Source organism: Rhizobacter sp. Root1221, assembly GCF_001425785.1.
Lineage (GTDB): Bacteria > Pseudomonadota > Gammaproteobacteria > Burkholderiales > Burkholderiaceae_C > Rhizobacter.
Genome location: NZ_LMDI01000013.1, coordinates 18,044 through 33,795, shown reverse-complemented (window position 1 = coordinate 33,795; position 15,752 = coordinate 18,044). Strand labels below are relative to the sequence as shown.

Genomic DNA, 15,752 nt, shown 5'->3' with positions numbered 1-15,752 from the left:
CGGAGACCCCAGGGACAATGCGAGGACGGGGCCGTGATCATAATCGCCACATGACCAGCCACTTCACACTCGACGGCGCCGTGCCCCTGGCGCACCTCGGCGCCATCCGCGCCGCCGGCGCGGACGCCGCCGCCTTCCTGCACGGCCAGCTCACCAACGACTTCGCGCTGCTCGACACCACCCGCGCGCGCCTGGCCGGCTACTGCTCGGCCAAGGGGCGGCTGCTCGCGAGTTTCACCGCCTGGAAGACGTCCGCCGACGAGGTGCTGCTGCTGTGCAGCGCCGACGTGCTGCCCGCCACGCTCAAGCGCCTGTCGATGTTCGTGCTGCGCGCGAAGTGCAAGCTCACCGACGCCACGGCCGACCTGCAGCGCCTGGGCCTCGCCGGCCCGTCGGCCACGGCCTGGCTGGGCGCCGCCGCACCCGCCGCCATCTGGGGCCGCACCGAACGTGATGGTGCCAGCGTGGTTCGCCTGCCCGACGTGGCCAGCGCCGCCCGCTATCTGTGGGTGGCACCGGCCGGCACGGCCGCCCCCGCGTTGCCCGCCCTCGACCTGGCCGCCTGGCGCTGGGGCGAGGTGCAGAGCGGTGTCGCCGCCATCGAGGCCCCCACGGTGGACCAGTTCGTGCCCCAGATGCTGAATTACGAACTGATCGGCGGGGTCGACTTCAAGAAGGGCTGCTACCCCGGCCAGGAAATCGTGGCCCGCAGCCAGTACCGCGGCACCATCAAGCGCCGCACCTACTTGTTCTTCGGTGCGGCCCCGGCTGCGGCCGGCCAGGAAATCTTCCACAGCGCCGACCCGGGCCAGCCCGCCGGCATGGTGGTCAACGCGGTGACCCTGCCGGGAGCCCCCGGTGGCAGCAGCGTGCTCGCCGAGATGAAACTCGCGGCACTGAACGACGGCACGCTGCACCTGGGCGCCGCCGACGGACCGCTGCTCACGCAGGCGCCCATGCCCTACGAGGTCACCACCGAAGCGGCTGACTGACCTCCCCCTCGGGCAGGGGTGTCAATAGTTCACGATCACGGCGGGAGGCACGCCCCCTCCCCTCGAACGCGTGACTGCGCCCATCTTGCGGGCTCTGCACACTGCCGTCTCATCGAAGACCGCATTGGAGCAACGCCCGTGACCAGTACACGCATGACCTGTTTCGCCGAGGACGTCCGGCCCGACCTGTTCGACCGCGAACCCTTCATGTTCAAGCACCGGCTGCTGGGCCACCCGGCGCTCGAGATGTCGAACCTCGCCCGGATGATCCCCACGCTGCCGGACTGGCAGGTGCACTACTCGAGCGGCAAGTTGAAGCGCAGCGACAACTTCGAGACCGCCGCCCGCGACCACGCGAACGGCATGTCGATCGAGGAGACCATCGACACGCTGAAGACGTCGAACTCGTACATCATGATCCGCGAACCGGACCGTGACGGATCGTTCCACCCGCTGTACCGGGAGCTGATGAAGGACGTGCGCGGCGTGCTCGACGCCGCCGGCACCCGCGGCCAGCCTAACGACCCGAAGATGTACCTGTTCATCTCGTCGCCCGACAGCATCACGCCGTTCCACATCGACCGCTACACCAACTTCCTGATGCAGTTCCAGGGAAGCAAGCAGATCTCGGTGTTCCCGCAATGGGACCCTGCCGTGATGAACGCCGACGTGCGCGAGAGCCTGGTGGCGTACTCGGGCAAGCGGCCCTTGTGGCGGCCGGAGATGGACGCGCTCGCCACCACGTACGACTTCCAGCCCGGCGACACGCTGCACATCCCGTTCGTGGCGGGGCACCACGTGCGCAATGGCCCCAGTGAAGTCTCGATCTCGCTGTCGCTCTTTTTCAAGACCGACGAAAACCTGCTGCTGACCGACGCGATGGTGTTGAACGACCACCTGCGACGGCTGAAGCTGAACCCGGCCGGCGTGGGCGCGAACCGCTGGCGCGACGCAGCCAAGGCCGGCGCGTGGCGCACCGGCAAGCAGCTCAAGACCCGCGTGCGCAATCTCGGCGCAGCGGGTGCCGTGGGCGCGTTGGGCGCCATCGGCGCGCTGGGAGCGCTTGCCCTGATCGACTGACGCCCCCGCAGGGGCTTGCCGCCCGTTCGTGACACGCTGCACACCTCGCGGCGAGAATCCGGTACCCCCCTGACCAAGGGAGGCATCTGCGTCGACAAGTTCACAACCCCTGCCCACCACCATGGCCGTCGCCCGCGAGTTGTTCATCTACTATCGAGCGAAGACGGCAGACGCGACCGCGTTGCAGTCCGAGGTCATGGCGCACCAGACGCGCCTGCGGAACCGGTTCCCCGGCCTGCAGGCCCGCCTGTTGCGCCGGCCTGAACCGGCTGATGGATGGCACACCTGGATGGAAACCTACGCGTTGCCCGGGCACCCCGACGGGGTCACCGAGGCGCTTGAACAATCGATCGAACAGTCCGCGGCCGAGGCGTTGGCGCCGCTGGGCTGCACCGCGCGCCACGTCGAGGTCTTCGTACCATGTGCCTGCTGACCCTCGCCATCGACCAGTCGCGCCGCTTCCCCCTCGTGGTGGCGGGGAACCGCGACGAATTCTTCAACCGGCCCGCCGCCCGCCTCGCGTGGTGGTCACCCGGCCCCGGCCTGCCGGACATCCTGGGCGGCCGTGACCTGGAGGCCGGCGGCACCTGGCTCGGCCTCACCGCCGAAGGCCGCATGGCCATGGTCACCAACGTGCGTGCGCCCACCGCCCCGCGCGATGCCGGCGCACCGTCGCGCGGCGAGATCGTGCAGCGCTGGCTCGCTGGCGACGCCACCACCGACCGCTTCTGGATGCGCACCGCCCTCAGCGGCTACAACGGCTTCAACCTGATCGCCGCCGATTTCCAGCGGGGCGACTGCTTCTACGCCACGAACCAGAGCTCGCACCCGGTGCGCCTCGAGCGGGGGCTCTACGGCCTCTCCAACGGCACGCTCGACACCCCGTGGCCGAAGGTCGAGGTGCTGAAGGACGCGGTGCGCGAGGCCGTCGGCACCTGCGAAACCGTCGACGCACTCGCCGCCCGGTTGTTCGAGGCGTTGGGCGACCGCACCCCGGCCGACGATGGCGAACTGCCCAACACCGGGGTGTCGGCGGAATGGGAGAAGGTGCTGTCATCGGCGTTCATCCGCACCCCCGACCAGACCTATGGCACACGCTGCTCCACGCTCGTGATCGCCGAGCGGGTCAACAAGCGGCTCGTGACCCACGTGTTCGAGCGCACGTTCAGCGCCACCGGTGGCATGGCACTGCTGCGCCGATCACTGCTGAAGGACTGGCCGCCGCGTTACGCCGAAGCCCCCCCGTCTCACGCGAGTGCGCAGGAAGCCGTCACGGAAAGCACCGAGACGCAGGAGATGGCCCAGCCCGTGCGGCGAACCCGCGTGCGCACGCTGCTCAAGCCCGATCCGCCGGCACGGCGCAAGCGCGCCACGGCCTGAGAGGCTGACTCTCACAGCGCGCACACCATCTCGACGTGGGGGATCCCCACCTCGTCGAACACCGGCCCGCGCGGCACGAAGCCCGACCGCACGTAGAAGGGCGACGCAGACACCTGCGCGTGCAGCACCGCTTCGCGGTAGCCGCGCTCGCGGGCGGTTTTCATCAGCGCGTCGAGCACGGCCTTGCCCACGCGGCTGCCACGCATCGGCTGCGAGACGGCCATGCGGCCGATCTTCGCGACACCCGGCACGTGCTCCAGCAGCCGGCCGGTGGCCAACGGGGCGCCGAAGTGGTTGTAGGCCACGGCGTGCACACACCCCTGGTCGGCATCGTCCCATTCCATCTCGGCCGGGATGCCCTGCTCCTCGATGAACACGGTGGTGCGGATGCGGTGGGCATCGGCGCCCAGTTCGTCCCAGGACCCCACGCGCACGTTGGTCATGGGCCGCCCCGCCTCGAAGTTCTGCAGCAGCTCGCGCAGTTCCTGGGGCACCGGCTTCGGCGTGGGGGCCACTGCATCGGCGAACACGTACACCAGCTCCGCGCTGACGAGCACCTCGTCCTGGCGGAACACCACGCCGTTGAACACCATCGACGAGTTGCCGACGCGGCCGCAGCGGATGCCCACGTCGAGCACGTCGTCGAAACGCGCCGGTGCGTGGTATTCCAGCGTGGACTTGCGGACGAACAGGTCGCCGCCGAGGTACTTCAGCGTGTCCTCGTACGGTGCCGCCATGGCCCGCCAGTAGCCCGACACGGCGGTGTCGATGTACATCAGGTAGTGGCCATTGAAGACGATCTTCTGCATGTCGACTTCGGCCCAGCGCACGCGCAGGCGCTCGGTGAATCGGAACTCGCTTCTTTTCATGGTGCCTCGAATGCGTGGGTCAGTGCGCGGGCGGCAAACGCCTGCGCGGCCTGGGCCTCGCGCAGCGCGCGGCCCATCTTGATGAAATCGTGGGTCATGCCACGCTGGATGTCGATGTCGACCGGCACGCCGGCGGCACGCAGACGGTCAGCGTACGCCACACCTTCGTCGACCAGCGGGTCGCATTCCGCGAGCACGAAACACGCGGGCGCAACCCCCTCGACATCATCGGCGTTGAGTGGCGCGAAGCGCCAGTCGGCCCGGCCGGAGACCGTGATGTAGTGGTCGAAGAACCAGTCGATCGTACGGGCATCGAGCAGGAAACCTTCGGCGAATGCCGCACGCGATGGCATGGAGGCGACATCCGCCGTGCCGGGCGTGATGAGCAGTTGAAGCCGCAGCGCAATGCCCTGGTCGCGCGCCCAGAGCGCGGTCACTGCTGCCAGCGTGCCACCGGCGCTGTCGCCCCCGATCGCCAGGCGCGCCGCATCGAGGCCGAGCGACGTGGCGCCTGCCTCGTGCAGCCAGCGCAACGCGGCCCACGTGTCTTCCACCGCCATCGGAAACCGGTGTTCGGGTGCCAGGCGGTAGCCGAGCGACACCACCGCCGCCCCGCTGCGCAGGGCCAGCTGGCGGCACAGGCTGTCGTGGGTCTCGATGCTGCCGATGGTGAACCCGCCGCCGTGCAGGTACAGCATCACCGGCAAGCGTCCGGCCGAAGGTGCGTACAGGCGTGCCGGCAGCGGCGTGCCATCGAATGCGGGGATGGTGACGTCCTCGACCCGCGCAAGCGGCGCGCGCGGCAGGTCCAGCACCTCGGCGCTGCGGGCATAGAGCGCGCGAGCCTCGGCGGCGGTCTGGGTATGGAACGGCGGCTGGCCGGCGCGGCGGATGCGGTCGAGCAGGCCCCGCATCGCGGGGCTCGGGGAAGGCGAGATCACAGGGTTTCCATCGAAGGTCGGGCGGTCGGGAAGGGGCGCAGACCAGAGCATACTGAGTGTGTTCGATCCCCTGCCCATCCTGCCCATGGCCACCATCCTCTACCTCACCCAGATCCAGCTCGATTTTGGCGCGGTGAACCTGCTGCCCGAGGAGTGCGAGCGGGCTGGCATCCGCAAGCCGCTCGTGGTCACCGACCCCGGCGTGCGCCAGGCGGGTGTGCTCGACAAGGCCCTCGCCGCCCTCGCGGGCCGGCCCCACGCCATCTACGACCAGACCCCGTTCAACCCCACCGAGGCCGCCGTGCGCGCGGCCGTCGACGTCTACCGCGCCGAGGGCTGTGACGGCCTGGTCGCCGTGGGCGGTGGCTCCAGCATGGACCTCGCCAAGGGCGTGGCCATCGCCGCCACCCACCCGGGCCCGCTGAAGACCTACGCCACCATCGAAGGCGGCAGCCCGAAGATCACCGCCGCGGTGGCCCCCGTCATCGCCGTGCCCACCACGGCGGGCACCGGCAGCGAAGTGGCACGCGGTGCCATCGTGATCGTCGACGACGGCCGCAAGCTAGGGTTCCACAACTGGCTGCTGATGCCCAAGGCCGCCATCTGCGACCCCGAGCTCACGCTCGGCCTGCCGCCCCTGCTGACCGCCGCCACCGGCATGGACGCCATCGCCCATTGCCTGGAAACCTTCATGGCCCCGGCCGTCAACCCGCCCGCCGACGGCATCGCGCTCGACGGCCTGGAACGGGGATGGGCCCACATCGAACGGGCCACGAAGGACGGCAGCGACCGCGAGGCCCGCTGGAACATGATGAGCGCCAGCATGCAAGGCGCCATGGCCTTCCAGAAGGGGCTGGGCTGCGTGCACTCGCTGAGCCACAGCCTCGGTGGCGTGAATTCGAAACTGCACCACGGCACGTTGAACGCGGTGTTCCTGCCCGCGGTGGTGCGCTTCAACGCCCCGGCGGAATCGATGGTGAAGGACCGGCGCCTGCAGCGCATCGCCCACGCCATCGGGCTGCCATCGTGCGACGCCGCCGGCCATGACGTGGCGGAGGCCATCCGGGCATTGAACGCGCGGCTGGGCCTGCCGTCGGGCCTCGCCGTGATGGGGGTCACCCGGGACCTGTTCGAGCGGGTGATCGACGGGGCCATGGTGGACCACTGCCACAAGACCAACCCGCGCCTGGCCACCCGGGACGACTACCGCGAGATGCTCGAAGCGTCGATGTGACGTCTCGTGCGCCCACGCGAGAAAGCCCGGACGCGTTTGCCCCCGGGCCCCTGTCTCCTCATCCGCGCGGCCTTTTCGCCGCGCGGCCCCACGTGACGGTTCAGTGGTTGTTGTCGAAGAACTGTTCGTCTTCCGTCGAGCCCTTCAGCGCGGCGGTCGATGCGTCGCGTTCGATCGTGGTGGTGACCGCGTCGAAGTAACCCGTGCCCACTTCGCGCTGGTGCTTCACGGCGGTGAAGCCCTTCTCGGCCGCAGCGAATTCCTTCTCCTGCAGTTCGACGAAGGCGCTCATGTTGTTGCGGGCGTAGCCGTAGGCCAGGTCGAACATCGAGTAGTTCAGGCTGTGGAAGCCGGCCAGCGTGATGAACTGGTACTTGTAGCCCATCGCGCCCAGCTCGCGCTGGAACTTGGCGATCGTGGCGTCGTCGAGGTTCTTCTTCCAGTTGAACGACGGCGAGCAGTTGTACGACAGCAGCTTGCCCGGGAACTTGGCGTGGATGGCGTCGGCGAAGGCCTTGGCGAAAGCCAGGTCCGGCTTGCCGGTTTCGCACCAGATCAGGTCGGCGTACGGAGCGTAGGCCAGGCCGCGGCTGATGGCTTGTTCCAGGCCGTTGCGGGTGCGGAAGAAACCTTCCACGGTGCGCTCGCCGGTCAGGAACGGCTTGTCGTTGTCGTCCACGTCGGTGGTGACCAGGTCGCCGGCTTCCGCGTCGGTACGGGCCAGCAGCACGGTCGACACGCCCGACACGTCGGCAGCCAGGCGGGCCGCCACGAGCTTGGCGACGGCTTCACGCGTGGGCACGAGCACCTTGCCGCCCATGTGGCCGCACTTCTTGGCCGCGGCCAGCTGGTCTTCGAAGTGGACGCCGGCGGCACCCGCGTCGATCATGGCCTTCATCAGTTCGAAGGCGTTCAGCACACCGCCGAACCCGGCTTCCGCGTCGGCCACGATCGGGGCGAAGTAGTCGATGTCGTTCTTGCCTTCCGACCATTGGATCTGGTCAGCGCGGGCGAAGGTGGCGTTGATGCGCTTGACGACCTTGGGCACCGAGTCCACCGAGTACAGCGACTGGTCGGGGTACATCTCGCCATTGCTGTTGGCGTCACCCGCCACCTGCCAGCCGGACAGGTAGATGGCCTTGAGGCCGGCCTTGACCTGCTGCATGGCCTGGTTGCCGGTCAGCGCGCCGAGCGAGTTGACGAACGGCTCGGTGTTGATCAGGTTCCACAGCTTCTCGGCGCCACGCTTCGCGTAGGTGTGCTCGACTTGCAGCGAGCCACGCAGACGGACCACGTCGGCCGCGGTGTAGCCGCGCTTGATGCCCTTCCAGCGGGGATTTTCAGCCCAGTCCTTCTCGAGGGCGGCAATTTGCTGTTCGCGGGTGAGTTGCGTCATGTGGATCTCCTAGGGGTTGAGACAGGTGAATACGAGCAATCTGTGAACTCAAGCATAGAGAAGAAGCCGTGGAGCAGGAAGACTTATGTCTTATATAAGAGTAAAAGCAACACCCAATGAAATCAATGACTTAGGCATCGTATTTCTGGATGTGAAAAGGCATTCCTCCATCAGATAAGGATTGCCGCGCCGCAGCATGCCATGATTTCACTACATGAAAGCCCCGTTTCTGAATGTGGAATGCGAGTGCCACAGTGGGTCGTCGCACCGTTCGGCACCACGGGCCGCGCGGAAGTCCTAGACTGGCATCGACCCTCGACCCCACGGAGCTTCCGATGACCGCCACCCCCGGCACCGCCGTCCCGTTAACCCAGGCCGCGCTCGATGCGCACTGGATGCCATTCACCGCGAACCGCCAGTTCAAGCAGGCCCCCCGCCTCATCGCCCGTGCCGAGGGCATGAACTTCTGGACCCCCGAAGGGCGTGAGGTGCTCGACGGCATCGCCGGCCTCTGGTGTGTCAACGCCGGCCACGCCCGGCCGCGCATCGTGGAGGCCATCCGGGCCCAGGCGAGCGAACTCGACTACGCCCCGCCCTTCAACATGGCCCACCCGAAGTCGTTCGAGCTGGCCGAACGCCTGGTGCACATCGCACCGCCGGGCATGAACAAGGTCTTCTATACGAACTCCGGATCCGAGGCGGTCGACACCGCGCTCAAGATGGCCCTCGCCTACCACCGGGCGCGCGGCGAAGGATCACGCACCCGGCTGATCGGCCGGGAGCGCGGCTACCACGGCGTCAACTTCGGCGGCATCTCGGTGGGCGGCATGGTGGCCAACCGCAAGATGTTCGGCACGTTGCTGGGCGGGGTCGACCACCTGCGCCACACCCACGACCCGCGCAACCTCTTTTCCGCGGGCCAGCCCGAACACGGGGCCGACCTGGCCGACGACCTCGAACGCCTCGTCGCGCTGCACGACGCCTCCACGATCGCGGCCGTCATCGTGGAGCCGGTGGCGGGTTCCACCGGCGTGCTGCTGCCCCCCAAGGGATACCTCGAGCGCCTGCGCGCCATCTGCGACCGGCACGGCATCCTGCTGATCTTCGACGAAGTCATCACCGGGTTCGGCCGGCTGGGCGCCCCGTTCGCGGCCACGAAGTTCGGCGTCACCCCCGACCTGATGACCCTCGCCAAGGGCCTCACGAACGGCTGCGTGCCCATGGGCGCGGTGCTCGCGAAACAGCACATCCACGACACGTTCATGACCGGCCCCGAGCACGTGATCGAGTTCTTCCACGGCTACACGTACTCGGGGCACCCGCTCGCGTGTGCCGCGGCCATCGCCACGCTCGACACCTATGCGGAGGAAGGCCTGCTGACCCGCGGAGCCACCATGGCCGAACCGTTCGGCGCGGCCGCCCGGGCCATGCGCGAGCTGCCCAACGTGGTGGACGTGCGCACGATGGGGCTGGTGGCCGGCATCGAGCTCGCGCCGATCGACGGACAACCCGGCGCGCGTGCGTTCAAGGTGTTCCTGGACTGCTGGGAGCGCGGTGTGCTGGTGCGCACCACGGGCGATACCGTGGCGCTGTCGCCTCCGCTCATCATCGAACCCGATCACATCGACCGCCTCTTCAAGACCCTGACGGAGGCCATCCGATCCGCCGCGTGATTTGACTTATGCGCCCACGCGGGCACACTCGTTGCTCAGCATGGTGACCAGCAAGCCCAACGTCCCGCGGCCAATAACCGTGGTGCAGCAAGCCCAATGAAAGCCCCTCTCCCGACCCTTTCCACGCTCACCACAAAACGCAAACCCCTTGTGCTGATCCCCGCATGCAGCCGCATGTTGGGCTACCACCCGTTTTTTGTGGCGGGCCAGAAATACGTCGATGCCGCGCGCCTCGCCGGCGGCATCGCCCTCGTGGTGCCCACAGTGCCGGTCGATGAAATCGACGCCCTGCTCGACATGGCCGACGGCATCCTGCTCACGGGCTCCCCGTCCAACGTGCACCCCAGTCACTTCGGCGAAGCGGTGCACGACGAAAGCCTCCCGCTCGACCCGGTGCGCGACGGCTGGACCCTCCCGCTGATCCCCCGCGCGCTGTCCCGCGGCATCCCGCTGTTCGCCATTTGCCGCGGGTTCCAGGAAGCCAACGTGGCCCTGGGCGGCAGCCTGCACCAGGCCGTGCAGGAAGTGCCCGGCCAGAACGACCACCGCGGCGCCACCGACGGCCCCGGCGAGATCCAGTACGACTTCGCGCACGAGGTCGAGGTGATTCCCGGGGGCACGCTCGAGGCCATCCTCGAAGAACGGGTGTTCCGCGTCAATTCGGTGCACGGCCAGGGCGTCAACCGCCTCGCGCCGGGGCTCCGCGTGGAGGCCCGTGCCCCCGATGGCCTCATCGAGGCGTTTTCGCTGCCCGGCAACACCTTCAACCTGTGCGTGCAGTGGCACCCGGAGTGGCAGGCCGCGAACAACCCCATTTCCATCAAGCTCTTCAAGGCCTTCGGCGCTGCATGCCAGGCCTACCACGACCGGCGCCGCCAACCTGCCCCCGATCGTTAGGTTCCACCTGGTTCTGCTCGCCGCATGCCGGGGCGTCCTCCCGGCCCACGTCCGACAACAGGGGAACCCTGGTGGCCCACGACAGCAATTTTTCCTTCAGCGACCTCGAACAGTGGCTCAACGACCGCCACGTCACCGAGATCGAATGCCTGGTCCCCGACCTGACCGGGGTGGCGCGCGGCAAGATCCTGCCGCGCGAGAAGTTCACCGAAGACCGCGGCATGCGGCTCCCCGAGGCCATCGTGGCCATCGGGGTGACGGGCGAGTTCCCGTCCGAGGGCCCGTACTACGACGTGATCCACGCCACCGACCGCGACATGCACCTGCGGCCCGACCCCAGCACCGTGCGCATCGTGCCGTGGGCCGCGGACCCCACCGCCCAGGTGATCCACGACTGCTTCGACCGCCACGGCACCATGATCCCGTATGCCCCGCGCTCGGTGCTGCGCCACGTGTGCGACCTCTACACCGCCGAGGGGTGGGACCCGGTGGTGGCACCGGAGCTCGAGTTCTACCTGATCGAGCGCAGCACCGACCCCAACCAGCCGCTGCGCCCGCCCCGCGGCCGCAGCGGCCGTGCCGAGACGTCGCGCCAGGCCTACTCCATCGACGCGGTCAACGAGTTCGACCCGTTGTTCGAGGACATCTACGACTACTGCCAGAAGATGGAGCTCAACGTGGACACGCTGATCCACGAGGTGGGTGCCGGGCAGATGGAGATCAACTTCTTCCACGACCACCCGCTGGGCCTGGCCGACGAGGTGTTCTTCTTCAAGCGCACCATCCGCGAGGCCGCGCTGCGCCACGAGATGTACGCCACGTTCATGGCCAAGCCCATGGCCCACGAACCCGGCAGTGCCATGCACGTGCACCAGAGCATCATCGACACGGTGAGCGGCCGCAACCTCTTCAGCAACGAGGACGGCTCCCCGTCGAAGGAGTTCTTCTGGTACATCGGCGGGTTGCAGAAGTACACGCCGGCCGCCATGGCGCTGCTCGCCCCCTACGTCAACTCGTACCGCCGGCTCGCCCGGTCCACCGCGGCGCCCATCAATATCCAGTGGGGCACCGACAACCGCACGGTGGGCATCCGTTCGCCGGTGGCCACACCCGCGGCGCGGCGCATCGAGAACCGGGTGATCGGCGCGGATGCGAACCCCTACGTGGCACTGGCGGCCACCCTCGCCTGCGGCTACCTGGGCATCAAGAACAGGATCGAGCCGTCGGCCGAGTGCAAGGGCGACGCCTACCTGTCCGAGTACCAGCTGCCGCGGTCGCTCAGCGAGGCGCTCGGCTGGCTGGCCGATGAAACCGACCTGCACGAGGTGCTTGGCAAGGACTTCATCACCGTGTACTCGGAGGTCAAGGAGATCGAGCACAACGAGTTCATGCAGGTGATCTCCCCCTGGGAGCGCGAACACCTGCTGCTGCACGTCTGAACCAGGGAGCCCCCATGACCCGCACCACCCAGCAGTGGCAGGCCGCCGACAGCGCGCACCACCTGCACCCCTTCACCGACTTCAAATCGCTCGCTGCCAAGGGCTCGCGCGTGATCACGCGCGGCGAGAACATCTACCTGTGGGACAGCGAAGGCCACCAGATCCTCGACGCGATGTCGGGCCTGTGGTGTGTCAACCTGGGCTATGGCCGCCAGGAGCTGATCGACGCGGCCACGCACCAGCTGAAGACACTGCCGTTCTACAACTCGTTCTTCCAGACCACCACCCCGCCGGCCATTGAACTCGCGGAGCTGCTGGCCGAGGTGACCCCACCGCAGTTCAAGCACGTGTTCTTCAGCGGGTCCGGCTCGGAGGGCAACGACACCGTGGTGCGGCTCGTGCGCCGCTACTGGGACCTGATGGGCAAACCGAAGCGCGACGTGATCATCAGCCGCCACAACGCGTACCACGGCTCCACGATGGCCGGTGCCTCGCTGGGTGGCATGAGCGGCATGCACAGCCAGGGCGGCCTGCCCATCCCCGGCATCGTGCACATCCAGCAACCCTTCTGGTTCGAGCAGGGCCAGGGCCACACACGTGACGAGTTCGGCGTGATCGCCGCACGCTGGCTCGAGGAGAAGATCCTCGCCGTGGGCGCAGACCGGGTGGCCGCCTTCATCGGCGAACCGGTGCAAGGTGCCGGTGGCGTCATCGTGCCGCCCGACACCTACTGGCCCGAGATCCAGCGCATCTGCGACCAGTACGGCATCCTGCTCGTCTCCGACGAGGTCATTTGCGGATTCGGCCGCACGGGCCGCTGGTTCGGCTGCGAAACCTTCGGCTTCCGGCCCGACCTGATGACGTTCGCGAAAGGCGTGACGTCGGGCTACATCCCGCTCGGCGGCGTGATGGTGGGTGACCGCGTGGCCCGCACGATGATCGACAAGGGTGGCGAGTTCGCACACGGCTACACGTACTCGGGCCATCCGGTGGCATGTGCCGTGGGCATTGCGAGCATCCGGGTGTTGCAACGAGAAGGGCTCGTGGATCGCGTGCACGACGAACTGGGCCCGCACCTCGCGTGGCACTTCTCCGAGCTGGCGGACCACCCGCTCGTGGGCGAGGCACAAACGTGCGGAATGATGGGCGCGCTGCAACTGGTGCGCGACAAGGCCACGAACGCGGTGTTCGATCCCACGCTCGAAGTGGGCATGGTGTGCCGCGGCCACTGCTTTGCCAACGGACTCATCATGCGCGCCGTGGGCGACCGGATGATCGTGGCCCCGCCCCTCGTGATGACCATCGGCCAACTCGACGAGATGGCGGCACTCATCCGCCGCTGCCTCGACCTGACCCTCGATGCCCTGACCCGGCGCGGCTGGGTCTGACCCACAGGAGACCGCCATGAATGCACCCCGGATCGACTGGCATGCCCGCGCGGCGCAGCAGGGTTACGACGGCCGCGCCTTCATCGGCGGCCAGCGCGTGGCGGCGCTGGACGGCGAGACCTTCGACTGTGTCTCGCCACTCAACGGCCGCGTGCTGACCCCCGTGGCGCGGGGCCGCCAGGCCGACGTTGATGCCGCGGTGGCCTCCGCCCGTGCCGCCTTCGAATCGGGCCACTGGGCCCGCCAGGCGCCCGCCGCACGCAAGCGGGTGCTGTTGCGGTTCGCCGAGAAGATCCTCGCCGCACGCGACGAACTCGCCCTCATCGAAACCATGGACATGGGCAAACCCGTGCGCTACAGCCAGAGCGTGGACGCGCCGTCGGCCGCACGCTGCATCGCCTGGTACGCCGAGGCGGTGGACAAGGTCTACGGCGAGATCGCCCCCACCCCCCACACCGCGCTGGCGCTGATCACGCGCGAGCCCATGGGGGTCGTCGGTGCGGTGGTGCCGTGGAACTACCCGATGATCATGTCGGCGTGGAAGCTGGGCCCGGCGCTGGCCGCGGGCAACAGCGTGGTGCTCAAGCCCAGTGAGAAGTCCCCGCTCACGGCAATGCGGCTCGCCGAACTGGCCATCGAGGCCGGCCTGCCCGAAGGGGTCTTCAACGTGGTGCCCGGCTTCGGCCACGAGGCCGGCGAGGCGCTCGCGCTGCACATGGACGTGGACGCCATCGGGTTCACCGGCTCCACCCGCGTGGGCCGCAAGATGCTCGAGTACGCCGGGCGCAGCAACCTCAAGCGGGTGTTCAACGAGCTGGGCGGCAAGTCGGCGTTTGTCGTGTTCCCCGATTTCGACGACCTGCCGCGGGCCGCGCGCACCGTGGCCGGGTCCATGTTCTTCAACCAGGGCGAGTCGTGCAACGCGCCGTCGCGCGTGTTCGTGCACGAGAACGTGGCCGATGCCTTCACCGCCGAGGTGGTGCGCGAAGCCCCGAAGTACCAGCCCGACGACCCGCTGGGTGCGGACACCGAGATGGGCGCCCTCGTCGACGACGGGCAGTTGCGCACCGTACTCGGGTACATCGAATCCGGCCACGCCGAAGGGGCGAGGCTCGTCGCCGGGGGCCTGCAGGCGCGCGCCGACAGCGGCGGCTACTTCGTCGAACCCACCGTGTTCGACCATGTCACGAACGACATGCGCATCGCCCGCGAGGAAATTTTCGGGCCGGTGCTGAGCGTGATCCGCTTCAAGACCGAGGACGAGGCCGTGCGCCTGGCCAACGACAGCACCTACGGCCTGCAGGCCAGCGTGTGGACAAGCCACATCGACCGCGCCCACCGCGTGGCCCGGGCCTTGCGCGCCGGCACCGTGCACGTCAACCAGTACGACGAGGACGACATCACCGTGCCGTTCGGCGGGTTCAAGCAGAGCGGCAACGGCCGCGACAAATCACTCCACGCGTTCGACAAGTACACCGAGCTGAAGACCACCTGGATCCGCATCAACGGGGCCTGACGCGCCGCGCGCGATGCGCGCCACCTCGCGCGGGTCGGCGCCGCGGCACTTCGAATCGGACCACACCTGGCGCCGCTTGCGCGCGCCGGGCAGCCCGTTCCACAGCCCCAGCATGTGGCGCGACACCCGCTGCCACGGTTCGCCGGTGGCGGCCACGCGCACCATGTAGTCGACCATCTGTGCCTCGATGGCTTCGCGCGTGTGGCCGGCATCGGGTTCACCGAAGTAGCGGTGGTCCCAGTCGGCCATCAGCCAGGGGTTGTGATACGCCTCGCGCCCGAGCATCACGCCGTCGACGTGGGCCAGCTGCGTGTCGATCTCCGCGGTGGTGGCCACCCCGCCGTTGAGCACGATGGTGAGGTGCGGGAACTCCTGCTTGAGCTGGTGCACGAACTCGTAGCGCAGCGGCGGCACCTCGCGGTTCTCCTTCGGGCTCAGGCCCTTCAGCCACGCGTTGCGGGCATGCACGAGGAACACCTGGCAGCCGGCCTCGGCCACCGTGCCGATGAAGTCGCGCACGAAGCCGTAGTGTTCGGTCTTGTCGATGCCGATGCGGTGTTTCACCGTCACCGGGATGTCCACCACGTCGCGCATCGCCTTGACACTGTCGGCCACGAGTTGCGGCTCGTTCATCAGGCAGGCGCCAAAGGCCCCGCGCTGCACCCGTTCGCTCGGGCAGCCGCAGTTCAGGTTGACCTCGTCGTAGCCCCATTGCACCGCGAGCTTCGCGCACTTGGCCAGGTCCTCCGGCTCGCTGCCGCCCAGCTGCAACGCCACCGGGTGTTCCTCGCCGTTGAAATCGAGGTGGCGCGGCACGTTGCCATGCAGCAGCGCACCGGTGGTCACCATCTCGGTGTACAGCAGCGTGTGGCGCGTGAGCAGGCGATGGAAGTACCGGCAGTGGCGGTCGGTCCAGTCCATCATCGGGGCGACGGACAGGCGCCACG

14 protein-coding genes are annotated in these 15,752 nt (G+C 68.3%); 10 read left to right on the top strand and 4 right to left on the bottom strand.

The genetic code is table 11. The features are described from left to right. Positions 1 to 50: 50 nt before the first annotated feature. From ASC87_RS11725 to ASC87_RS11710, 4 genes are all read left to right on the top strand, one after another. A complete protein-coding gene (locus tag ASC87_RS11725) occupies positions 51 to 992 on the top strand; it encodes a folate-binding protein YgfZ (protein WP_056661373.1) in 942 nt (313 codons plus the stop codon). Between the two features lie 138 nt (positions 993 to 1,130). Beyond that, on the top strand, positions 1,131 to 2,072 hold the full coding sequence (locus ASC87_RS11720; protein ID WP_235582150.1) for a cupin-like domain-containing protein: 942 nt from the start codon (positions 1,131 to 1,133) through the stop codon (positions 2,070 to 2,072). Positions 2,073 to 2,193: 121 nt separating this feature from the next. Next, a complete protein-coding gene (locus tag ASC87_RS11715) occupies positions 2,194 to 2,505 on the top strand; it encodes a DUF4936 family protein (protein WP_056661367.1) in 312 nt (103 codons plus the stop codon). Beyond that, on the top strand, positions 2,493 to 3,452 hold the full coding sequence (locus tag ASC87_RS11710; RefSeq protein ID WP_056661365.1) for an NRDE family protein: 960 nt from the start codon (positions 2,493 to 2,495) through the stop codon (positions 3,450 to 3,452). The genes ASC87_RS11715 and ASC87_RS11710 overlap by 13 nt, the downstream gene beginning before the upstream one ends. An 11-nt stretch (positions 3,453 to 3,463) precedes the next feature. On the opposite strand, the gene ASC87_RS11705 is transcribed toward ASC87_RS11710, so the two are convergent. Both ASC87_RS11705 and ASC87_RS11700 read right to left on the bottom strand, forming a co-directional pair. After that, positions 3,464 to 4,321, bottom strand: coding sequence for a YbgC/FadM family acyl-CoA thioesterase (locus ASC87_RS11705; protein ID WP_056661362.1), 858 nt, complete (start codon positions 4,319 to 4,321; stop codon positions 3,464 to 3,466). Beyond that, positions 4,318 to 5,235, bottom strand: coding sequence for an alpha/beta hydrolase (locus ASC87_RS11700; RefSeq protein ID WP_056661359.1), 918 nt, complete (start codon positions 5,233 to 5,235; stop codon positions 4,318 to 4,320). The genes ASC87_RS11705 and ASC87_RS11700 overlap by 4 nt, the downstream gene beginning before the upstream one ends. 112 nt (positions 5,236 to 5,347) lie before the next feature. Between ASC87_RS11700 and ASC87_RS11695 the strand changes: the two genes are divergently transcribed. Continuing rightward, on the top strand, positions 5,348 to 6,496 hold the full coding sequence (locus ASC87_RS11695; protein WP_056661608.1) for an iron-containing alcohol dehydrogenase: 1,149 nt from the start codon (positions 5,348 to 5,350) through the stop codon (positions 6,494 to 6,496). 100 nt (positions 6,497 to 6,596) lie between these two features. On the opposite strand, the gene aceA is transcribed toward ASC87_RS11695, so the two are convergent. After that, positions 6,597 to 7,892: an isocitrate lyase gene (aceA, locus tag ASC87_RS11690; RefSeq protein WP_056661356.1), complete on the bottom strand. Its 1,296-nt coding sequence runs from the start codon at positions 7,890 to 7,892 to the stop codon at positions 6,597 to 6,599. A gap of 335 nt (positions 7,893 to 8,227) precedes the next feature. Between aceA and ASC87_RS11685 the strand changes: the two genes are divergently transcribed. The 5 genes from ASC87_RS11685 (at position 8,228) to ASC87_RS11665 (ending at position 14,805) form a co-directional block, all read left to right on the top strand. After that, positions 8,228 to 9,565 carry an aspartate aminotransferase family protein gene (locus ASC87_RS11685; RefSeq protein ID WP_056661353.1) on the top strand — a complete coding sequence of 446 codons (1,338 nt, stop codon included), beginning with the start codon at positions 8,228 to 8,230 and terminating at the stop codon, positions 9,563 to 9,565. A 96-nt stretch (positions 9,566 to 9,661) separates the two neighbouring features. Then, positions 9,662 to 10,462 carry a gamma-glutamyl-gamma-aminobutyrate hydrolase family protein gene (locus ASC87_RS11680; RefSeq protein WP_056661351.1) on the top strand — a complete coding sequence of 267 codons (801 nt, stop codon included), beginning with the start codon at positions 9,662 to 9,664 and terminating at the stop codon, positions 10,460 to 10,462. Between the two features lie 68 nt (positions 10,463 to 10,530). Further along, positions 10,531 to 11,901 carry a glutamine synthetase family protein gene (locus ASC87_RS11675; protein ID WP_056661605.1) on the top strand — a complete coding sequence of 457 codons (1,371 nt, stop codon included), beginning with the start codon at positions 10,531 to 10,533 and terminating at the stop codon, positions 11,899 to 11,901. A gap of 14 nt (positions 11,902 to 11,915) precedes the next feature. Next, positions 11,916 to 13,289 (top strand): aspartate aminotransferase family protein, encoded by a 1,374-nt coding sequence (locus ASC87_RS11670; RefSeq protein ID WP_056661348.1) that lies wholly within the window; start codon positions 11,916 to 11,918, stop codon positions 13,287 to 13,289. 16 nt (positions 13,290 to 13,305) lie between these two features. Continuing rightward, positions 13,306 to 14,805, top strand: a complete 1,500-nt coding sequence (locus tag ASC87_RS11665; protein WP_056661345.1) for an aldehyde dehydrogenase — start codon at positions 13,306 to 13,308, stop codon at positions 14,803 to 14,805. Here the strand turns inward: ASC87_RS11665 and dusA are convergent. Beyond that, complete coding sequence (dusA, locus tag ASC87_RS11660) at positions 14,740 to 15,729, bottom strand: tRNA dihydrouridine(20/20a) synthase DusA (RefSeq protein ID WP_056661342.1); 990 nt, start codon at positions 15,727 to 15,729, stop codon at positions 14,740 to 14,742. The genes ASC87_RS11665 and dusA overlap by 66 nt on opposite strands. Positions 15,730 to 15,752 lie beyond the last annotated feature (23 nt).